Origin of the sequence: Limnobacter sp. (assembly GCF_036846585.1) — a bacterium.
In the GTDB taxonomy this organism is placed as follows: Bacteria; Pseudomonadota; Gammaproteobacteria; order Burkholderiales; family Burkholderiaceae_B; genus Limnobacter.
Map to the genome: position 1 here is coordinate 44,735 of NZ_DAIUBR010000018.1, position 21,780 is coordinate 66,514.

General features: G+C 53.6%; 16 protein-coding genes and 3 tRNA genes. 8 read left to right on the forward strand and 11 right to left on the reverse strand.

Going from position 1 to position 21,780, the window contains the following annotated elements; genetic code table 11:
- Window position 1 precedes the first annotated feature (1 nt).
- The 6 genes from metG to V7028_RS09785 form a co-directional block, all read right to left on the reverse strand.
- Window positions 2–2,077: a methionine--tRNA ligase gene (metG, locus tag V7028_RS09760; protein WP_334119891.1), complete on the reverse strand. Its 2,076-nt coding sequence runs from the start codon at window positions 2,075–2,077 to the stop codon at window positions 2–4.
- A 77-nt stretch (window positions 2,078–2,154) separates the two neighbouring features.
- Window positions 2,155–2,247 (reverse strand) — tRNA-Leu (locus V7028_RS09765).
- Window positions 2,248–2,264: 17 nt separating this feature from the next.
- Window positions 2,265–2,338, reverse strand: a tRNA-Cys gene (locus tag V7028_RS09770).
- Between the two features lie 67 nt (window positions 2,339–2,405).
- Window positions 2,406–2,481, reverse strand: a tRNA-Gly gene (locus tag V7028_RS09775).
- Window positions 2,482–2,644: 163 nt separating this feature from the next.
- The gene (queC, locus tag V7028_RS09780; RefSeq protein ID WP_334119892.1) at window positions 2,645–3,349 is read right to left on the reverse strand and encodes a 7-cyano-7-deazaguanine synthase QueC; all 705 of its coding nucleotides are present in this window, start codon (window positions 3,347–3,349) and stop codon (window positions 2,645–2,647) included.
- Between the two features lie 99 nt (window positions 3,350–3,448).
- A complete protein-coding gene (locus V7028_RS09785) occupies window positions 3,449–4,135 on the reverse strand; it encodes a response regulator transcription factor (RefSeq protein WP_334119893.1) in 687 nt (228 codons plus the stop codon).
- Window positions 4,136–4,617: 482 nt separating this feature from the next.
- Between V7028_RS09785 and V7028_RS09790 the strand changes: the two genes are divergently transcribed.
- The 7 genes from V7028_RS09790 to V7028_RS09820 all read left to right on the forward strand — a co-directional run bounded on the left by V7028_RS09790 (window position 4,618) and on the right by V7028_RS09820 (window position 12,992).
- Window positions 4,618–5,187 (forward strand): RNA polymerase sigma factor, encoded by a 570-nt coding sequence (locus tag V7028_RS09790; protein ID WP_334119894.1) that lies wholly within the window; start codon window positions 4,618–4,620, stop codon window positions 5,185–5,187.
- Between the two features lie 10 nt (window positions 5,188–5,197).
- Window positions 5,198–5,614, forward strand: a complete 417-nt coding sequence (locus V7028_RS09795) for a hypothetical protein (protein ID WP_334119895.1) — start codon at window positions 5,198–5,200, stop codon at window positions 5,612–5,614.
- 14 nt (window positions 5,615–5,628) lie between these two features.
- Window positions 5,629–7,554, forward strand: a complete 1,926-nt coding sequence (locus tag V7028_RS09800; RefSeq protein WP_334119896.1) for a peptidase domain-containing ABC transporter — start codon at window positions 5,629–5,631, stop codon at window positions 7,552–7,554.
- A complete protein-coding gene (locus V7028_RS09805; RefSeq protein ID WP_334119897.1) occupies window positions 7,554–8,912 on the forward strand; it encodes an HlyD family type I secretion periplasmic adaptor subunit in 1,359 nt (452 codons plus the stop codon). The genes V7028_RS09800 and V7028_RS09805 overlap by 1 nt, the downstream gene beginning before the upstream one ends.
- An 8-nt stretch (window positions 8,913–8,920) precedes the next feature.
- Complete coding sequence (locus tag V7028_RS09810) at window positions 8,921–10,627, forward strand: TolC family protein (RefSeq protein WP_334119898.1); 1,707 nt, start codon at window positions 8,921–8,923, stop codon at window positions 10,625–10,627.
- A gap of 133 nt (window positions 10,628–10,760) precedes the next feature.
- Window positions 10,761–12,068: a hypothetical protein gene (locus tag V7028_RS09815; protein WP_334119899.1), complete on the forward strand. Its 1,308-nt coding sequence runs from the start codon at window positions 10,761–10,763 to the stop codon at window positions 12,066–12,068.
- Window positions 12,069–12,158: 90 nt separating this feature from the next.
- Complete coding sequence (locus tag V7028_RS09820; protein ID WP_334119900.1) at window positions 12,159–12,992, forward strand: hypothetical protein; 834 nt, start codon at window positions 12,159–12,161, stop codon at window positions 12,990–12,992.
- A gap of 12 nt (window positions 12,993–13,004) precedes the next feature.
- Here V7028_RS09820 and V7028_RS09825 read toward each other — a convergent pair whose 3' ends face one another.
- Complete coding sequence (locus V7028_RS09825; RefSeq protein WP_334119901.1) at window positions 13,005–14,057, reverse strand: ABC transporter ATP-binding protein; 1,053 nt, start codon at window positions 14,055–14,057, stop codon at window positions 13,005–13,007.
- Between the two features lie 85 nt (window positions 14,058–14,142).
- On the opposite strand from V7028_RS09825, the gene V7028_RS09830 reads away from it, so the two are divergent.
- A complete protein-coding gene (locus V7028_RS09830) occupies window positions 14,143–15,762 on the forward strand; it encodes an ABC transporter permease (RefSeq protein WP_334119902.1) in 1,620 nt (539 codons plus the stop codon).
- 7 nt (window positions 15,763–15,769) lie between these two features.
- Here V7028_RS09830 and V7028_RS09835 read toward each other — a convergent pair whose 3' ends face one another.
- The 4 genes from V7028_RS09835 to V7028_RS09850 form a co-directional block, all read right to left on the reverse strand.
- Window positions 15,770–16,702: a polysaccharide pyruvyl transferase family protein gene (locus V7028_RS09835; protein WP_334119903.1), complete on the reverse strand. Its 933-nt coding sequence runs from the start codon at window positions 16,700–16,702 to the stop codon at window positions 15,770–15,772.
- Between the two features lie 79 nt (window positions 16,703–16,781).
- Entirely contained in the window at window positions 16,782–19,505 is a 2,724-nt protein-coding gene (gene acnA / locus V7028_RS09840) for an aconitate hydratase AcnA (protein WP_334119904.1), read from the reverse strand.
- Window positions 19,506–19,536: 31 nt separating this feature from the next.
- Window positions 19,537–20,778, reverse strand: coding sequence for a DUF2863 family protein (locus V7028_RS09845; protein WP_334119905.1), 1,242 nt, complete (start codon window positions 20,776–20,778; stop codon window positions 19,537–19,539).
- A gap of 46 nt (window positions 20,779–20,824) precedes the next feature.
- Window positions 20,825–21,780, reverse strand: a 956-nt coding sequence (locus tag V7028_RS09850) for a sterol desaturase family protein (protein WP_334119906.1), incomplete at its 5' end; no start/stop codon positions are given.

A 21,780-nucleotide genomic window follows, 5' to 3' on the forward strand; every position in this document is an offset into this window, starting at 1 on the left:
TTTAGCTGATTTTCATTCCCGGGGTCAGTTTGCCCAAGGCGGTCAGTGTGCTTAGTGCAGCGTCATTTTCTGATGCAGCACACAGCACCATGCCTTCAGAAATTCCAAACTTCATTTTGCGTGGTGCCAGGTTGGCGACCACCACCACATATTGCCCAGTCAAGTTTTCAGGCGTGTAATGCGCTGCAATCCCCGAGAAAATATTGCGTGGTTTTTCCTCGCCCAGGTCGACAGTCAGTTGCAACAATTTGGTTGAACCTTCAACAGCTTTGCATTCTTTTACCAAGCCAATTCGAAGATCAATTTTGGTGAAGTCGTCAATGCTGATGAACTCGCCTGGCATGGTGCTTGTGGCTTCCTTGGCAGGTTTTTTGGTATTGGTTTTTACCGGGGCTGGTGCAGCAGGTGAAAGCGATTGTTTGTTGGCGTCAATCAGTGCATCAATCTGCTTTTGATCCACGCGCTGCATCAGGTGTTTGAATGCCTGCACGGGCGTGGCGCTGCTCAATGGTGTGTTGACATCAGCCCAGGTCATGGGGGCAACATCCAGAATGCTTTCAGCATTGCCAGCCAGTACGGGTAAGACGGGCTTCAGGTACAGGGTCAGCAATCGGAATGCTTCCAGGCAAATGGAGCATGCGGTTTGCAACTCGGCTTGCTTGTCCGGGTTTTTCGCAAGCTCCCATGGTTTTTCATGATCAACAAAGGCGTTCACTTTGTCGGCGCAAGCCATCACTTCGCGAATGGCCTTGCCGTATTCTCGTTCATTGTAGTGTTCGGAAATGGCCTCAGCTTGCGCGCGTATTTCGAGCAGCAGCGGGTGCTGCATGGCTGAATCGAGAACACGGCCTTCGAAGTTTTTCACCAAAAACCCAGCGCTGCGGCTTGCAATGTTGATGTACTTGCCCACCAGGTCGCTGTTCACGCGCGCGGTGAAGTCTGAAAAGCTTAAGTCCAGATCTTCCATTGTGGAGTTGAGCTTGGCAGCAAAATAGTAGCGCAACCATTCCGGGTTCAAGCCCTGTTGAATGAAGCTTTCTGCGGTAATAAAGGTGCCGCGGCTTTTGCTCATCTTCGCGCCATCCACGGTCAAAAAGCCGTGCGCATTCACTTTGGTGGGCGTGCGCAGGCCTGCAAACTCAAGCATGGCAGGCCAGAACAGGGCGTGGAAATACAGAATGTCTTTGCCGATGAAGTGAATCATCTCGGTGTTGGTGTCGGCTTTCAGGAATTCCTGATAGTCCACACCAATGCGTTCGCACAGGTTCTGGAAGCTGGCGAAGTAACCCACGGGTGCGTCCAGCCACACATAGAAATACTTGCCCGGCGCATCGGGTATCTCGAAACCGAAGTAGGGTGCATCGCGGGAAATGTCCCAATCGGCCAGCTTGCCGCTGCCTTCCTCGCCCAACCACTCCTGCATTTTGCGGCTTGCTTCAACTTGCAGGCGCCCAGGGCTTTGTGTCCACTGGCGCAGGAAGTTTTCACAGCGCGGATCGGAAAGCTTGAAGAAATAGTGGTCTGAACTTTTGCGCACGGGTGCTGCGCCCGACACGGTTGAATATGCGTTTTTCAGTTCAGTGGGTTGGTAGGTGGCGCCGCACACTTCGCAGGAATCGCCGTATTGGTCTTTCGCGCCGCACTTGGGGCATTCGCCCTTGATAAAGCGGTCGGGGAGGAACATTTCCTTGACCGGGTCATAGAACTGTTCAACCGAGCGGGTCTGGATCAAACCCGCATCGCGCAAGCGCGTGTAAATGGTTTCGCAATGCACCTTGTTTTCGGGCGCGTTGGTGGAATAGTAATTGTCGAAGCCCACATGGAAACTGGCGAAGTCGCGCTGGTGTTCAGTGCTGACCCGGGCAATCAATTCTTCCGGGCTAATGCCCTCGGCTTGCGCGCGCAGCATGACCGGCGTGCCATGTGTGTCGTCGGCACACACGTAGTACACCTCGTTGCTTTGCATTTTCTGAAAGCGAACCCAGATGTCAGTTTGAATGTATTCAACCAAGTGGCCCAGGTGAATGGCGCCGTTGGCATACGGCAGGGCGGAGGTAACAAGAATTCGGCGAGTCACGGTGTTGTTCTTTGAGTTGGTTCAAGACGCAATGCGATATTGTACGCGCGATTGAAGGCTTGAAGAGCGCTTGGCTGTGGTGCCCGGGACCGGAATCGAACCGGTACGCCCCTTTTACGGTAAGCGACGGATTTTAAGTCCGTTGTGTCTACCAATTTCACCACCCGGGCTGATGGCTTGAAAAACTTGGAGGCGGGGGTCGGAATCGAACCGGCGTACACGGAGTTGCAGTCCGCTGCATGACCACTCTGCCACCCCGCCAAGGGTGTTCCACCAAAAATGTGGCGGGCAAAGAAAAGGGGAAGTGTAGCACTTCCCCTTAGGAATTTGGAGCGGGAAACGAGACTCGAACTCGCGACCTATACCTTGGCAAGGTATCGCTCTACCAACTGAGCTATTCCCGCATTTCAACAACGTGTCGTCGTTGAGAGAACGAAATTATAGCAAGAAAATTTTTTGTGTCAAACGTTTTCGCAAAATAACTTCATTTATTTTCGTGGTGCCTAAAAAATGTGCAAACCCAAGCCTGTCGCGGCTTTCGGGCTTGTTGGGTTTTTCAGGTTCAAGCTATTGATTCTGTTGTGAAATGTAGTTTTTCCACCCGCGCATGCGCAAATCGCAGGCTGGGCATTCTCCGCAACCGAAACCCCAATCGTGTTCATGTGTGCGGTCGCCGGTGTAGCAGGTGTGGGTGTCGCGCACAATAATTTCAAGCAATTTTTTACCGCCCAATTGTTCGCCAAGCTGGAATGTTTCGGTTTTGTCGATCCACATCAGCGGTGTTTCAAACCGGAAGGCGCTGGCCATGCCCAGGTTGGTGGCCACTTGCAGTGCTTTTAAAGTGTCTTCCCTGCAATCCGGGTAACCGGAGAAATCAGTTTGGCACATGCCGCCCACCAGGGTAGCCAAACCCCGGCGATAGGCCACAGCCGAGGAAATCAAGAAGAACACCAGGTTGCGACCCGGTACGAAGGTATTGGGCAGCCCAGTTTCATTCAGTTCGATTTCTCGTTCTTCAGTCAGTGCGCAATCGGATATTTGCCCCAGCCAGCTTAGGTCAATTACACGGTCTTCGCCCAGTTTGGCAGCCCACTCGGGGAATTGCTCGCGCAGGCGGTCCAGCACGGTCAGGCGACATTCCAGTTCAATGCGGTGGCGCTGGCCGTAGTCAAACCCGATCGTTTCAACGTGGTCGAATTTGGACAAGGCCCAAGCCAGGCAAACTGTGCTGTCTTGGCCGCCAGAAAACAGCACAAGTGCTTTTCTATTCATGATTGGTGCGAGAAAATGCAATAAACCGCTATTTTAGCCGCACAAACAAAAAACCCCGCTGTGTTTGCGGGGTTTCTTGTGCAAGTAAGCAGTGCCGGTTTAGTTGGCAATGCCTGCTGAAATGGCGTATTTCACCAGTTGAACGCTGGAATCCAGGTTCAGCTTTTGCAACAAGCGGGCGCGGTAGGCGTCGATTGTGCGCGGTGATACCTTTAAAAGTTCAGCGATTTCGCGGCGGGGGCGACCTTGTGCTATCAACGTCAGAACCTGGCGTTCACGGCGGGTCAGTTGTGCCCCATCGTCCTGCTCTGCCAGGGTGTGCATCTGACTGGTTTGTTCGTGGCGGTCGTGGGGTGCGTTGCCTGCGGGCATGCGGTTGCTGACCAGTTCAGGCGCCACGTAGCGGTTGCCGGTTGCCACAGTATCAATGGCTTCGCGCAGCGTTTCCACTGAGGACTGTCGACTTACACAGGCCCAGACACCCGGTTTGAACGCCATGGCCAGAATGTCCTGTGCGGTTCCCTCGCACACCAGCACCACGCGTACGTCTGAATAACTGGAGCCGATGTGTTGAACCACGGTTTCACCGTGCTTGTTGCCTTTTTCGATGGTGATGACCACGATCCGGGTTTCGGCGCTGGCCAGGTGATTGTCGATTTCTTCCAGAGTGGTGCGGTTGGTGACGAACATCGGTTGAAGGCTGACTGTTCTACCGGGGGTTGGGCTTGTCAGCCCGGGGTCGCGGGGCGTTGAAGATCTGCCGGTCAAGCCCTTGTCATTTTTCATAGTCCCGCCCATGTGTGGCTGGCTTGGCCAGCTCGGAATTAAGGTCATGTATGCCCCGCTGTTGGAATCGATTGGGTTGATGCTTATGAAGGTTTGTACTTCAGGCCCAAAAAATTGGATTCAACTGGATGTAGGTAAATTCGGGCGGGTTAATCACAATGCGGGTGGGGTGGTTTTTCAGCGATCTATGTAAGCAAATAGACATTGTTGGTACTGTTCGGATGTCAGAACTTTTGCTAGTATCCCTAGACTAGGTGATACTTAGGAGTTACATCCCCCTTACAGGGTGGCCCTATTCAGTGGTTTGAACAGTAAAACTCGGCCTTTTTGATAAAACCAAAGTTCAGCTCAACTGTAAATTGACAGTATCAGAACGTATCAAACACACGGATTACTTCATCTCGGGGACAAGCAGGTTGAGAGAAGAACTCGCTTCTTTAATTGAACGGATCGCGAACCGTGATCGGAAGGCGTTTGAGGAGTTGTATCTACTCACGTCCCGGAAGATGTTTGCAGTGGCGTTGCGCATTGTTCGGGAGCCAGGCATGGCTCAGGATGTGCTGCAGGACGCCTACATTCGCCTTTGGCGATACGCGCACACGTTTAACAACAAGCTTTCTGCCCCAGAAACATGGTTGCACCAAGTGGTGAGGAACAGGGCACTGGATTTGATTGCCCAGCAAAGCCACACGGTGAACTCGATTTCTCTGGACCAGTTTTCTGATCAGGATGACGAGCCCAATGAGTTGGTCTTCGAAGCCCATTCAGTGAGCAGTGATGACAAGGAAACCAGCCGGGTTATGCAAGCTTGCGTGCAGCGCCTGGATGGCAAATACCGTCAGGTTTTGACGCTGGCATACACCCATGGCATGAGCCATGCGGAAATTTCCGATCACCTGGATGTGCCTTTGGGTACCGTGAAAACCTGGGTTCGCCGCGGTTTGATTGAATTGAAAACGGTGTACGACGAATTTCAGTCGGAAGGTTTGGCAACGCTTGCGACGAACAATACCCGCAGGCAGGACGCCGAACAATCCGGATATTTGGCATAGGAGAAGCCCCATGACTGACGATGAAAAAAACTGGCTGGCAGCCGACTATGTGCTGGGCGTCATGCGCGGCACAGAACGCACCGTCTTTGAAGGTCAATTGAAGCTTGATCCCGTTTTGGCCAGGTCGGTGTTGAACTGGCAGGAAAGATTGAGACTGATTGATACCAAGCCGCAGATGTTGTACCCCACGATGTCGGAATCTGAAGTGGATACCGCGCTGAGCAGTGTATTTGATCGTGTGTGCAAAGCCATTGATGCTCAGGCTGACGTTAAAACCAGGCTGGACAACCCCTTGGCGAAGATGAGCCGGGAGCAGTTGGCAGGCATGCGCCCGGCGGTGGTGCGTTTGATTGCCTCGTATCTGGTATTGCTTGAACGACTGAAGGCGCAGCAGTTGCGCATGGCCGGTTCAGCGGGCGCTTTGTAACTTAGGGACTCGCAATGTCGGTTAAATATTTGTTCAAAGAAAGACTGGAAGCACTTTGGAACTTTGGTCTGAAGTCCGAACGTTCGGACGATGACAAGGCGGATCGGGGCAGCATTGAGCCCAACCAGTCCAAAACTGTTGAAGGTGTAATCCGAAGCGCATTGCCCTTGCTCAAGCGCGCGGCGCTGCTGTCAATATTTGTTAACCTCGTGGCGCTGTTTCCTGCGGTATTTTCCTTGCAGGTCTATGACCGGGTTATTTACCGTTCAGGCCTGAATACGCTGACTGCCTTGTTGATCGGCATGGGTATTTTGTTAGCGGCAGATTTGATTTTGCGTTCCTTCCGGGCCCGTGTATTGCGCGTGTCGGCTGTGAAAATTGACGGCCAGATCGCCAGCAAGTTGATGAACAAAATATTGTCCATTCCGTTGCGGCAACTTGAAGCCCGTTCCACTGCGGCCTGGTATTCCCTGTTTAAAGATGTGGACACCGTGCGCGTGGTGTGGAGCGGCGCAGTGGCAATGACCATTCTTGATTTGCCGTTTGCCATCCTGGCCATCGGTTTGATTGCCACCATCGCTTTGCCTGTGTTGCCAGTGGTGTTGATTGGTTTGGCTTGCCTGGCGGGTTTGTCGTGGTATAGCTCTGGTGAATTCCGCAAGCGTCGTGTTGAGGAATTTTCGCGCGCGCGCCGCCGTGACGAAGTGTTGGCTGAGGTGTGCCGTGGCCGCGAAGCCATCAAAAGCCTGGTGCAAGATGATTCTGCCAAGCGTGCATGGGTGTCCAGCTACAACTCCTGGGTTCAGGAATCGTTCCAGAAAAATGGCGAAATGGAAGACCAGCGTGAGCTGTCCATTTCCATCATGTTGTGCGTGAACGTGGCCATTACCGCAGTGGGTGCGTATGCCGTGATCAACCAGTGGATGACCGTGGGTGGTTTGATTGCATCGAACATGCTTGCGGCCAAGGCCATTGGCCCCCTGGCGGCATTGACCGGCCACTGGCGATCGATTGCCCATTCCCGCGAGGCCACTGATCGCCTGAACAAAGTGTTTGCGGCCGATGAAGAAAAGCAGCACACCGGTTTGAATCTTCCCATGCCTTCTGGCGCACTGCGACTTGAAAACGTGAGCTACCAGCACGTGGGCGCGCAAAAAGAAGTGGTGAAATCTGTTTCGGCCCAAATTGGTCCCCGCGGAATTTATGGTTTGGCGGGTGATAACGGTGCGGGCAAATCGACGTTGTTGAAATTGCTGCGTGGCCTGTATGAACCGCAGGGTGGCAGGGTGCTGCTGGACGAATATGATTTGTCGCAGTTTTCCCGACAGGAGCTGGCGAAATGGATCGGCTTTTTGCCACAAACATCGCAGTTGTTTGAGGGAACGATTGTTGAAAACCTTCGTCGCTCGAACCCCGATGCCAGTGACGAGCAAATCCTTCTGGCGGCCAAGCGCTCCGGCGCACATGACTTCATCGCGAAAATGCCCGATGGTTATATGACGCAAGTAGGCGAGGGTGGTAACCGTTTGTCGGGTGGCCAGCGCCGCCGTGTGGCGATTACCCAGGCTTTTCTGTCAGATGCGCCCGTGTTGTTGCTTGATGAGCCCACGAACGATTTGGATTTCGCTGCTGAAACGCACTTGATGGCGGTGTTCAAAAGCCTGGCCACGGTGAAAACCATCATCATGGTGACGCATTCGGTTCGCTTGATGTCGATTTGCGACAAGATTATATACCTGGACAAAGCGTCCAAGCTGCATGTTGGGTCAACGCCTGAAATGTTGAAGCTGCTGTACGGCATCTCGGTCCCCAAACCTGTTCCTGCTGCGCCCAAAGTGGCTTCGCAGGTGGGTTCAGCAGATACCGTGAAACCCCTTGGCACAGTGGGTGCGGAAGGCCAGAACAATTCTGATGCGGGCGGCAAGGCCGCCCAAGCCTGATGAGCGAGGGTAAGGAAACCATGAAGCCCAACAATGCCTTGGCCGAAGTCGGCAAGAATGACTTGAAGCCTTACGAAGTGCCCGGCTTGTACAAGCCCAAGGGCGGAGGCTTTGATACCAAAAGCCGTTTTGCGTTGGGCCTGATTGCACTGTCCTTGTTTGCATCCCTGTTCATACGGGTCGACCAGGTGGTGACCGCGCCTGGCAAGGTGATTCCATCATCGCGAATCAAAAGCATTCAGCACCTGGAAGGCGGTATTGTTCAAGACCTTGCTGTGAAAGAAGGCGATGTGGTGAAAGAAGGGGCGGTGTTGGTTCTGTTGAACCTGGCCACTTCGGGTATCAACATTGAAGAATTGAAAAGCCGCCGGGCCGCGCTGGAAATGAGCCGCGCGCGTTTGCTGGGCGAGGCTTCCGGCAAAGCGCCTGAATACCCCACCGAAATTGTTGCTGATTACCCGGATCTGTTTCGAACCGAGCAAGCCACTTACTTGGCCAGAATCACTGAGCTGAATGGCATTCTGGGTGTGAACGACAGCCAGATGCTGGGCAACCAGGGCAAGGTGGGTGAACTGCAGGCCAAGCTGGAAGGTTTGGAAAACCGCGCTGTGACCACGTTGCGTGAGCTTGAAATTACCCGTGAACTGGTGCGTGAACGCCTGGTGTCGCAGCTTGAATACCTGACCAAGAAACGCGATTACGACAGCTTGACTTCCGAGGTCGCGTCCATGCGTCAAACAATTGCCTCCGCGCAGGCTTCTGTGGGGCAAAGCCGCGCACGCCGCGTGGAAGAAGATGGCAAGTTTCGCCGCCGTGCAGCCGATGAACTGACCACGCTCGAGCGTCAACTGGCCAGTTTGAAGGACGAAATTAACCGGGCCAGTGACCAGCGCGACCGCGCCGTGATTCGTTCGCCGATTGATGGGGTGGTGAAAAACCTGAAGCTGCAGGCTGTGGGCAACGTGGTGCGCCAAGGCGAGCCCATTATGGAAGTGGTGCCTGTCGACGAAGTGCTGGTGGTGGAAACCCGTTTGTCGCCTGCGGATCGAGGTTATGTGAGCATGGATCAGGCATCGGAAGTGAAGGTGTCGGCCTATGACTTTTTGCGCTATGGCACCCTGAGTGGCAAGGTGACACAAATTGCAGCGGACACGGACCCCGGTACCGAGGATACGGGGCCTTACTATCGTCTGATCGTGAGCACTGACAAGGCGTTTTTTGGTACGCCCGATGCGCCTTTGCGTATTTCGCCGGGCATGACGGCCGAAGTGGACATCAATGTGGGCTCACAACCCTTTATCTATTATTTGCTGAAACCTGTATTGAAGCTGAAGCAAGAAGCCTTCAGAGAACCATAAAGCAACACATGACAACACAACTGGACAAGCTGGGTGGGGGCAAATTGGCTCGTAACATGTTGTGCGTGCTCATTTCAGCCCTGATGGCATTGCCTGCCGGCGCGCAGGAAACGGGCGCTGAACCCGGCGCTGAAACGGCGCCAGCGGGTTCCGCTTTGGGCAATGACAACAACGAGTTTCGTGCCCGCCGGATTGAACCGGCCCAAGCCGCAAAAATGTCCAAGGAAGAGCTGACAAAAATCCGGTTCCTGAACATGCTGCGCACCAATCCGGAAATTGTGACGTCGCGCATCAATGTGAACGCGTCCCAGTTTATTGAAGACGGTGCACGCGCAGCCTACTTCCCCAAAATTACGGTGGGCGCGAACGCCAGCTCCAGTTCCACGGTAACCAACAGGCAATCGACTGACATTACTGTCAGTCAGCCAATTTACACGGCGGGTCGGATCACGGCGCGTGTTAAAGCGGCAGAAACGGATGGCACCATTGCCGATGGGCAGTTTGTAAAAACCGTTCAGGATGTGGTGCTGGAAAGCTTTTTGGCCAGCAGCACCTTGTCCAGAAATTCATTGCTGGTCGAAGCCTCGCGTGCGGCCGAAGCTGCTGTGGCGCAATTGCTTGTGCTGGAGGAACGCCGCGTTGAACTGGGTGGCAGTGGCGTGACAGACGCCCAGTTTGCCAAGGCCCGTTTGGCGGTAACGCGCGATCGCCTGGTGAATTTTGAAGGGCAGTTTGAAGAAGCGCGTGCCACTTACTTCCGTTATTTTGGTGTGTACCCCGAGGGGTACAACGTGCCGGAACTGGAAGTGCAACGCGCCATGTTGCCTCCGTTGGTAGACGATGCGGTGACCAAGGCACTGTTTTCCAACCCGGAAATTCGGGTGGCAGAAAGCCAGATCGTGAAAGCCCGACACACCTACACTGCGGAAGACGCAAGCCTTTACCCATCGCTGAATTTGGTGGGTATTCAACAGTTTTTCGGTGAACCCGATCCTTTCACAGGCGACAGAACCGACAGTTCGGTGAACCTGCGTTTGCAGTACAGCGCCTTTTCAGGCGGTGAGCAGGTGGCGCGCATAAACCAGGCCGCTGCAACCATTGACACACGCCGCGCCCAGTTGGCAGCGGCCCGCCTGCGGGTTGAGGAAAGTGTACGTTTTCAGTGGGGGAAGTGGACGGCAGGGCAGTCCCGTTCGGTTACCTTGCGTGGCGCGTATGCCGATTCACTGCAGGTGTTTAAAAATCGCAAACGCCTTCGCGATTTTGGTCGTGAAACGGTCATCGTGATGCTGGATGCGCAAGTGGAATATTTCAATGTGCTGATCGCCTACATCAATGCCGTGTTTGATGCCCGTGAGGCCGGTTTCCGCTTGATGCACACCATGGGCCTGATGATGCCCACTGCTGGCGCGGAAGGTGACTGGTTTGAACTGTTTTTCTCGAATATCCCGGAACGCGAGCGCCTTGAGGGCAGCCTGAGAGACACAGCAGACATTGCCAGCAGCCCGGCAGACCAAAAGATTGCTGAAAAGCTGGGGCTGGATGTCAGCCAGACCGAGGTGGACAAAGCAGCCGGCTTTGTGCTGACCCCGGCACAGCGGCTGGAGGTCGAGAAGAGCTCCCAGCGCAACAAGGTTAAGGGCAGCGATGCCGAAAAGGAATTGCGACCTGCTTTGAGACCCGCCCCCATTCTGGATCCACGCTTTTATCGGTAAAGCCTTGATTTGTGTGAGTAAAATGCTCACACTGATTAAACAAAGGTACTTTTTGACCTTATTTCATTCATTCGCAGTTGCGAAAGCCTGAGAAACTGGGACAAATAGGTGAATTCCCAAAGGACTGATACAGATGGGCGACGACATTCAGAGCACCAAGACCACTGCAGAAGACTTGGCGGTTGAGCGCGCGGAGCAGCAACTTGCTGACCCTTCAGCGGCCAATATGCAGTTTTTGCAGTCCACGCTTGTAAACAATCAATTCGATGGCCTTGGCGCCAGTACCGGATTTTTCAATGCGTCTGCCAGATCATCAATTTCTACTCCAAGCAATTCAGGCAGTGGTTTCCCCGGTTTGTCACCAGCGTATTCCGGCGCTGGTTTGCTGGGCGCGGTGGCTGTAGCTGACATGGGTGGTGCATCCAGTGCCATGGGCATTGCGGCACAGGTGGCCAGCGCGGCTCCGGTTGCTTTTGGCAAGGAAACAGTGGGCGAATCGGCCACTTTGGCGGCTTTGGGCGACAAGGCGATGGCGCAGCAAACTGCTGACGGCAATTCAGCCTTGCTTAAACCACTCGCCAATGCGGATGGTTCAATGGTGCCTTTGTCCCCAGAATTTTCCCAACTGCTTGCGATGCTTGAAGGCAGCGACAGCGTGAACCCAGATAATGCCTTGATGGGTTTGGTGGACGGTCTGGGGCAAACCCCCAGTTCGGAAAACCTGCAAGTGGCAATTGACGCGGTGCTTGAACAGATCAACCTGTTGAACAGCACCTTCGAGCCCGTATTCGATGGCCTGGCCAGCGAAGTGCAAAGCCAGGTTGGTGTTCAGAATGCCCTGTCGAGCACAGACCTTGGCTTCTCCATTCTGGACAGTGCGGACGATGTGTCCACCACGCTGAGCGATTTGCTGGGTTCAGTAGATGTTGTTTCCAATCCGCAAATTGACAGCTTGTTGAGCCTTGGCTCGACCCTGGATGATGTGGTGTCACTGGTGGGCTCACTGCCTGAACTGGATTTGCGACCGATCACGGATCCGGTACTCGATGTTGTGGACGGCGTGCTTGATCCGGTTCTGGATCCTGTCCTCGATCCAATCCTGGACCCGATCACCGATGTGACCGATCCCGTGATTGATCCAATTGTGGACATCATCACCGACATCACGGACCCCGTTACTGATCCGGTAACCGATGTAATTGATCCGGTAACCGATGTAATTGATCCGGTAACTGATGTAATTGACCCGGTGATTGATCCAATCCTCGATCCAATCCTGGACCCGATTACTGATGGTGGTCTGCTCTCCGGTCTAAGCAGCACGCCGAGCAATTCCGACACGGGCTTGCTTGATCCACTCAGCAGCGGTATTTCCTCCAGTGCAGGTTCCGAGGGTGGTGTTCTGGACGGCGCACTTGGACCTCTCGATTCCAACAAATAACCCCCCACCCCTTTGAAAGGGGGGTGTTTTTGAATCCAATTTGAACAAGGCTTCGTATAAAATTATATAAAGTGCCTTTAAATTGTATTCATGCCCAATTCAGTCATTCAACTGTCGGTCCAAGCAGATACTCCCGAAAATGTGGGCGAATTGTTTGCGCCGATCAGCAAAGCGACAATTGAGTTTTTTGAAAGCTTTGAGCCTTCTTCTTCCGGTTCAATGATTACATTTGGCTCGCTGGATGGCGTGCATTCCAAAGACTTTTCTGCGGCGCAATCGTCAGGTTTGGGCGAGCTTCGCTGTATTTCCCAAGCGTGTGTCAGTGACATCAGCGTGTTCGAGAGCAATGCCAGCCTGGCCAGCGTCGACCCTGGCTTGCTTGCAAATGTGGATTCGGCGGGTATCATGAACAATATGAACGATCAAATTTCTTTTCAGGCCTTGAATGCCGAGCTGCTTGATGCCATGCCGCGTGTCCAGAACGCCTTGAGTGGCCAGCTTGGTCACGAAGAATTGAGTCAGTTAATTGCTGACATTCAGGCGCAGGTGCTTGAGTTGAATACACTCAGTCAAGACCTTTTTGGCGACTTGTCTGGCGATGTGAATGAGGCCGCTGCCAATGCGGGTGACATGGATGCCGATGCATTGCTGGTTTCCATGCAAATTGATTCGAGTGTCTTTGCTGAACCGCTTCTGGCCAGTTTCGGTGATTCCACGGTCTATTCGACCACGCTCGATGGTTTGTTCACTTCCCCCGAGTCGTTTCCGCTAACGATGGATTTTTCCAGCCCAACCAGTGTCAAAGAAGCTTCCGATTTGTTTGCCTCAACCGGAGGCACGTCGTCAATCAGTTCCACGGTCTCCAATTCAGAAACAGAGGGTGGCGTTGTGGGTTCAAGCCCCGGTTCTTCTGACCTTTCCTGATTCCCCGGTGTTTTAAGCCCTGTCGAATGTGATCACGTGGTCAAGCTCAAGCTTGATCCCGATGGGTTCGCCAATGGCGTGGTTGTGGTGGCTGGGTACCAGCGCCAACACCTGCACGCCACTTTCAAGTTCCAGCGTGTACAAAAAATCGGCGCCGCGAAATGCCTTGCGCACTACTTTGGCCTGCATGGGGCTGGCGTCGTCGTGAATAATGTCGTCGGGCCGAATCAGCACATCAAATTCGTCGCTCCCGGGCAGCTGGTCGCCTGTCAGGCGCAAATGTGCCAGCTCAATCTGTAAACCCTGCTCGGTTTTCTTGCCTGGCAGAAATACGCCCTGGCCAATGAAATCGGCCACCATGCGTGAATTCGGTTGATGGTAAAGGCTGTAGGAAGACCCCCATTGTTGCAGTTCCCCTGCGTGCATGACGCCAATGCGATCAGCCATGCTGAAGGCTTCGTGCTGGTCGTGGGTCACCAGAATGGCGCTCATGTTTTCGGCTTTCAGGATTTCCCGAACTTCGAATGTCAGCCGTTCTTTCAATTCCACATCCAGGTTGGAAAATGGTTCATCCAACAAGATCAGTGTGGGTTTGGGTGCCAGCGCGCGGGCCAGTGCAACACGTTGTTGCTGGCCGCCCGACAATTCATGTGGGTAACGGTTTGCCAGTGCTTCCAGCCCGATCAAGTCGAGCAGCTCACCACTGCGGTTGCGTTTTTCCTGTTCGCCGCGCTTGTACAGGCCGAACTCGATGTTTTTTCGAACCGACAGGTGGGGAAACAGGGCGTAATCCTGAAACACCACGCCCACGTTGCGGTTTTCCGGGCTGCGCACCCGGCCAGGTTCACTGGCTTTTTCACCGTTCAGCAAAATGCTGCCCTCATTGGGCATCAGAAAACCGGCAATGGCACGAAGCAGGGTGGTTTTGCCGCAGCCCGACGGACCCAGCAAACAGGCTATTTCGCCCTGAGGCAGTTCAAAGCTGACATTGCGCACGGCGGGAATGCTGCTCCCCGCGTACAGAATGCTCAGGTTTTCAATGCTCAAGGCTGCTGATTGCTTCATTTTTTGTGTGGCACCGTGGGGTGAATTCATTGAACTTAAAGTAAAATCGTTCTCACTTCTATTTTGCCATGTCTGGGCGGTTTGTTTGTTTAATTTGGGGTTAAGAAGTCGCATTTCTGTTGCGCTGCTGGCATTGTTGCTGCTGCTGCCATTCGTCTACCTGTTTGGTTTGGCCGGCGCAAGCCTGGTGCAGGCCCCTGAGGTGTTGCGGCACTTGGCCAGCACCATTTTGCCCGACCTTGTTTGGCAAACCCTCTATTTGTGCATGGGCGTGGTGGTGTTGACCAGCACCATGGGTGTGTTGCCTGCCTGGTGGGTATCAGCCCATGAATTTCCCGGCAGAAAATGGCTTGAATGGCTGTTGTTGTTGCCCATGGCCATGCCTTCCTATGTCATTGCCTATGCCTACACCGATGCACTGCAGTATTCGGGTTGGCTGGCCAGCAATTTGCGCGGCCTGTTCGGTGGCGATTTCCGCATTCCTGAAATTCGTTCCACCACGGGTGCCATTCTGGTGCTCAGTTTTGTGCTGTATCCCTATGTTTACATTATGGCGCGCACGGCGTTTTTGGGCAGAAGCCCGTCCATGCTGGATGCCGCGCGTTCATTGGGGCACAGTGCCACCAGTGCATTCCTGAAAGTGGGTTTGCCTGTGGCACGCCCGGCCTGGGTTGTGGGGCTTACCTTGGTGTTGATGGAAACGTTGGCGGAATATGGTGCCTTGTCGTATTTCGGTGTGCGCACGTTTACCACGGCAATTTTCAATACATGGCTGAATCTGGGTGATCGCGACAGCGCGGCCTTGTTGGCGATCATGTTGCTCGCGGTCATGTTGGTGTTGATTGCCTCTGAATCAAAGGCACGGGGGCGCGCGCAGTTTTACACCCAGTCCGGTAAAAACAGCACCATTGAGCGAAAGACGCTTGAGGGCGGGCAGGCTTGGGTGGTGGTGTTTTTATCGACCATGCCGCTTGTGTTGGGTTTTGTGCTGCCCGTGTTGATATTGCTGGCTTTGGTGGTAGAGGTAGACACCAGCATTGATTGGGCGCGCAGCTTCCGTTGGGCCTACCATTCTGCGTTGCTCGGTGGTATTGCAGCGCTGGTCGCTGTGTTCCTTGCGGTGTTTCTGGCCTATGTGAAGCGCCAGGCGCAAGTGTGGTGGGTCAGTGCCATTTATCGTTTGATTTCCTTGGGGTACGGCGTGCCCGGTGCCATTTTGGCCATTGCCATTTTGCTGCCACTTGCCGCCATAGACCGTTTTACGTTCGAGATGGGCTGGCAAATCCCGGCGCTCACTGGTAGCGTGCTGGCATTGGTGTACGCCTACAACGTGCGTTTTACATCAGCTGCCTTGCAATCGGTTGATTCAGGTTTGCAGCAAATTACAAAACACATTGATGAATCCGCGCGCATTCTTGGGCGCACGCCCAGGCAGGTGCTGTGGCATGTGCATTTGCCGGTGCTGAAGGGTTCTGTGGCCACCGGGGCTTTGTTGGTGATCGTGGATGTGATCAAGGAATTGCCTGCCACACTGGTGTTGCGTCCATTCGATTTTGATACGCTTGCCGTGGTGTCGTACCAGTTTGCATCTGACGAGCGTTTGACTGAAGCCGCTGTGCCCGCACTGATGATTGTGGTGATCGCTTTGGTGCCTATTTTGCTGCTGATTCGTCAGGGTGCGAAGCAGGCCAGAAGCAGTATGTAATGCTGCTTTAGCCCTGGTGCAGTGAAACAAACGGGCTGGGGTTTGTCCACGCTTTTACATAGTTGGAATTCTTGCCATATGAATTGTCCAGCACACAGTTTGGTGTGTTCAACAACGAAGCAAGAATGTGGCCGTGAAGCCGGTCCGTGATTACAAAGTCATGTTTCAAAAAGAATTTTTTGGCTTTGTCAATCAAGATGTTTTTGTAGACCAGCCACGCGCGCATCACCAGCCAGTCCATGTTCAGTTTTTTTGATTTCCTCAGTAGCCTTCTGAACAAATCAATGGTTTGTAATTCGTTTTCAATCAGCAGATCCCAGTCGGTTTTTGTATGCCATTGCAAATCGATGTTTTCAACAGTTGATTCTTTATCTAGCCGTTTAAACAGCAGCCGCTTACCGCTGTTTTTGGGTTTGACTGTGGCTGAGTAAAGGTGGTGCGCCATGTCTGGAACCAGGTAGCAATTGGCCGTCATGTGCCGGGCACTTTCGAGCGATTTTTCATCTCGCACAAATATGTGCAAATTGCGGTGTTGCCTTAGTTCGGCTGCACATTGTTCAAAGGCTGTTTTGCTTTCGAAGAAAATGCTTTGCGGAAGAATGATGATTCTGTTTTCAGGGTATTTCTTGATCAAGTCTTCACGATGCGTTTGGTGCAGCCGGTAAAGGTCGCCGAAGTTTCCACCGCCTTGAAACGCCAGTACATCGCCAGGCCTCACTTTGTCTTGAAAGTTGTAAACCGAGGCAACCTGGACAACATTCACCTTGTTTTTTTTAAAAAATATTTCTGTTCCCTTCAATATCAGCAAATCGCCCACGTTGCCGTATACCGGAATATCCAGCAGGTGAACTCGCTTTCCATCAATCAGCTTCAATATGTCTGAATGGCGTGCTTTCAAGCTGTCCATCAAGCTTTGGTGATCTGAAAACGAGTTTTCCATGCGATTTGGTTTCTAAAAAAAGGGTTCAATAAAAATCATGGTGGTGTGCTTGCCGGTTTGTTAACGGTTGGGGAAGGCATTACGCTGACAGAAGTTCACGCAGCACATACGGCAGAATGCCGCGGTGCCTGTAATACTCCACCTCGATTGGTGTGTCGATTCGGCTGAGCACCCTCACATTTCGAATGTCGCCGTTGGCGCGTGTAATTTGCAGCGTCAGTTCAGCCTGTGGCGGCGTGTCTTCGGCCAAACCGATCACATCGTAGGTTTCACTGCCATCCAGCGCCAGGCTTTGAATGGAATCGGTGCCCAAAAACTGCAGTGGCAACACACCCATGCCCACCAGGTTGCTGCGGTGAATGCGTTCATAACTGCGTGCAACCACCACTTTCACACCCAGTAACTGCGTGCCTTTGGCCGCCCAGTCGCGCGATGAACCCGTGCCATATTCTTCACCAGCCAGCACAATGGTTGGCGTGCCTTGGGCGATGTATTCCATTGCCGCATCGTAGACGGTTGTTTGTTGGCCGTCCTTGATGGTGAAGCCACCTTCAATTCGGTTGCCATTGGCATCGGGCGGGATCATCAGGTTTTTTACTCGCACATTGGCGAAGGTGCCGCGGATCATCACATCGTGATTGCCGCGCCGTGACCCGTAGCTGTTGAAGTCTTTCAGTTCAACACCGTGTTGCTGCAGGAACTTGCCTGCCGGGGTGGTGGGTTTGAATGAACCTGCGGGTGAAATGTGATCAGTGGTGACCGAATCACCAAGAATCAACAAAGGTTTCGCGCCACGAATGGTTTCCACAGTTGTGGGCTGCATGGCGAAGTCGTCGAAGAAGGGCGGTTTGGCAATGTAAGTGGAGCCTGGCCACGTGTACACCTGGCCTTCCGGCGCAGGCACATTGTTCCACAGGTCATGGCCTTCGGTGAAGTTGCTGTACAGGCGAACAAAGGTGCCAGGGTCCAGCGCGGTGGGCAGCAGTGCATTTACTTCTTCATTGCTGGGCCAAATGTCGCGCAGGTAAACAGCTTGGCCATCGCTGCCCGTGCCAATGGGTTCGGTGGTCATGTCCATATTCGCTTTGCCGCTTAGCGCGTAGGCAACCACCAAGGGTGGCGAGGCCAGGAAGTTCGCCTTCAGGTTGGGGTGAATGCGCGCCTCAAAGTTGCGGTTGCCTGACAGCACCGCGCAACCGATCACGTCGTTTTTCAAAATGGTGTCGTTGATTTCCGGCAGCAAGTCACCTGCATTACCAATGCAGGTGGTGCAACCGTAGGCGGCCACGTTGAAACCAAGTTGATCCAGGTAGTGTTGCAGACCTGTTTTTTCCAGATAATCGCTGACGACCCTTGAGCCTGGCCCCAGCGATGTTTTGATGTGCTGCTGAACCTTCAGACCTTTTTCAACTGCTTTTTTGGCCAACAAGCCTGCGGCCAGCATCACGCCTGGGTTGGATGTGTTGGTGCAACTGGTGATCGCTGCCAGCAACACATCGCCGTGGCCAATGCTCAGCTTGTTCAGCCCCGTGGGGTAGCGGGTGTTCAACTGGGCTACGTCTTTGCCAAAACCATTTGCTGTCATGGGTTCAGAAAACAGCGTGTTGAATTGTTGTTTCATGTTTTTCAACAGCACACGGTCTTGCGGGCGTTTCGGGCCAGCCAGTGATGGCTCAACTGAATCCAGGTCAAGCGTTACCACTTCCGAGTAATCAATCGCACCTGGCTCGGGCATGCCCAGCATGCCCTGTGCTTCGAAATAGGCTTCAAACCGTTCTGCTTCCACTTCGGTTCGGCCTGTTTTGCGCATGAATTCGACGGTTTTTGAATCGGGCGGGAAGAAGCCCATGGTGGCACCGTATTCGGGGGCCATGTTTGCTAGCGTCGCCCGGTCGGTTACCGACAAACTCGCCGCGCCGGGGCCATAAAATTCCACAAACTTGCCCACCACTTTTTTCTTGCGCAGCAGCTCGGTAATGGTCAGCACAAGGTCTGTGGCGGTAATGCCTTCACGCAGTGCGTTGGTTAGTTCAACACCCACCACGTCGGGTGTCAGGAAGTACACGGGTTGACCCAGCATGCCGGCTTCGGCCTCAATGCCGCCCACGCCCCAGCCCACCACGCCCACGCCGTTGATCATTGTGGTGTGGCTGTCGGTGCCCACCAGGGTGTCGGGGTAAAACACGGTGTTTTCATTTTCTTGTCCGGGTTTTACCGCGCTGCGAACGCCGCGGAACAGATATTCAAGGTTCACTTGGTGAACAATGCCAATGCCCGGTGGGACCACTTTGAACGTGTCGAAAGCCTGCATCCCCCATTTCATGAATTGATAACGCTCGCCGTTGCGCTGGAATTCAATTTCCATGTTCTGGCGCAGGGAATCGGCAGTACCAAAGTGGTCGATCATGACAGAGTGATCGACCACAAGGTCCACAGGCACAAGTGGCTCGATCTTCTTCGGATTTTGGCCTACATCGCGAGCCACATTGCGCATGGCTGCCAGGTCGGCCAGCAGCGGCACACCAGTGAAGTCTTGCAACACAACGCGTGCCACGATGAAGGGAATTTCATCTGTGCGTCTGGATTGTGGTTGCCAGTTGGCCAGTTGCTGAATGTGTCCTTCAGAAACTTTTTTGCCATCGCAATTGCGCAGCACCGATTCAAGCACAATGCGAATCGACACGGGTAAACGTTGCAGGTTGGGAAACCCCAGTTCAGCCAGTTTGGGCAGGCTGTAAAACTGGCCATGCTGGCCGGTTTTGGTGGTGAAGGTGCTGAGTGTTGATTGTTGCAGGGTTGACATACCTGTTTCTCCCTATGGTGCGGTGCCCGCCTTAATGCAAATGCATGCTGTTGGGCAGTTCAGAATCTTCGGGTAATTCGGCGTGCATCAGTTCCCCTTCCGGGTTGGGGTACAGCGGCGAACCACAATCTTCACAGTACTCCAGCGGAAAGCGTTCTTCCAGCACATTGATTTGGCGTATGCCCACTTCTTTCAGCAAGGCTTCAATCTTGGAACGAATCACCGGGTTGTCCGGTTCGCTTTGAATGTCTTTCTCGTACACGGGGTCGGGTTCGTTGCCGTATTCTTCTCCAATCAGGGGCCACACCACGCCGTGCACAATGTCGCTGTTGCCTTCCACGGAAAAGCCGATGCGATATTCTTCAATTTCTCCACGTTCAACAAATGCCCCCACACTGGCGCGAATTTTTTGGGTGGGCACGTCCAGCGCGCTTTCGAGGAAAGCCGCCGATGCGCGAACAGAATAGGCGCGCGCCTCTTTTTCAGCTTCGCGACATGCGTTGTACAGCCCGTTGGGCAGCATCAATTCAAGCAGGCAGCCCGGCATGATTTTCTGCAAGGCCTGGCCCCCGGTCAAGCGCCAGTTGGCCAACACTTCTTCTTTGCTGAGCAAGGTGCCGTTGCTGTGGGCTTCCACTTGCCATTTGAATGCCGGTTGACCGGCCGGTACTGAAACAGCACCGATCAGGTAGCGCACATCGCTCAAAAAACTTTGGGTTGCGGGCAAGTTGTCAGTGTCAATACGCACCTTCACCCGGTCAATTGCGGCCTGGCCCAACTGGCGTGCCAGCTCGGCTGCAGCGGTGTAGCTTTCAGGTAATTGGTCGGGGCTGAACAGCATGTTGGTCAGCACCAAATGTGCGTGATCAGACAACACGTTTTTCTGTAGCAACGTTGTAAATTCCGCCACCGTGGCTTCCTCAATTTTGCCCGAAGGTATGTTGTAGGTAGACCAGGCCAGCACCGGTGCGGCCATCAACAAAATGTCTTCTTCCTGACCCAGCTCAGGGCTTTCCACCGTGTTTTCAATGGCGAAAGCCAATTCGTCGTAAGCACGGTAGTTGGTGTTGTACAGGTGGTCGAGGGTTTGCATCAGCGTGGTGTCGCTGCGGCCCTCCAGCATGGGGGCCAGCGCGGCAAACAGCTTCTTTTTCCAGAAACGCCGCTCCAGTCGGCTGCCTGCATCGGCAAGCAGAATGGCCAGATTCGCCAGCGGTTTGGCGTATTTGGACAGTTTGGATCGTGAGGCGGTGTTTAATGGTTTTCTGCGCATGGGTAGTCCTTTTGTGGTTCTACCCATTGTAGTACGAGAAGATTGCCTAATTTGTTTTATTGCGCAGGTTGGACTGATCGTTCAGGCCTGGCCGAACCCACTCGGGCGGAGCCCAAATGTGCTTGATGCGCTGCCAGATCGGGCCCGGTTTCAATGCATCCCTGAACATGTCACGCCATTCGTGCGTGTTCAGGGTCCAGATGTTGCTGGTTTTGGGTTGGCGAACAATACCGTAGTCGACAGGTGCTGCCTCAGGTACAAAGGTGCCGAAAATGCGGTCCCAGATAATCAGCACGCCGCCGTAGTTTTTGTCGATGTATTCATTGTTGCGGCCATGGTGCACGCGGTGGTGGCTGGGCGTGTTGAAAATATATTCAAACCACTTCGGGAATTTGTTAATTGCCTGGGTGTGTACGAAATACTGGTAGCCCAAATTCACGCCGTAGGCCAGCAACACCGCCCACACCGGGAATCCGATGATCAACATGGGGGCCCAGAAAATTTGGTGCAGGTTCACGGCATAGAACAGGCTTTGGCGCATGGCAGTGGTGGTGGTCATGTTCTCGCCGCTGTGGTGTACCACGTGGGCGCACCAGAACCAGCGCACCCTGTGACTGCCACGGTGAAACCAGTAGTAGCAAAACTCGATGCCCAACAGCAGCACTGCGAAGCTAAGCGGTGTGACCTCAAAGGTTGCAATTCGGAAGGTGTAAATCCATTCCATGAACGCAGACACAAACAGCGCAAACCACACCAGTTCCATGGCCTGGTAGGTACCGCCCAGCAGCATGTTGGTGACAACCTCACTTTTCTTAAAGAAAAATGATTTACCAATTTTTTTCAGGTACAGGTATTCAACCCATGTTGCACCCAGAAAGACCGGGGTGAGCAAGGTAAGCAGCACCTGCTTCCAGTCCGGGTTCGGGCCGAAAAACAAGTTGAAAGCGGGCATTGCTTCGTTGATCCATTGTTCCATGCGTGTCCCCACGTATTGATTTTTTG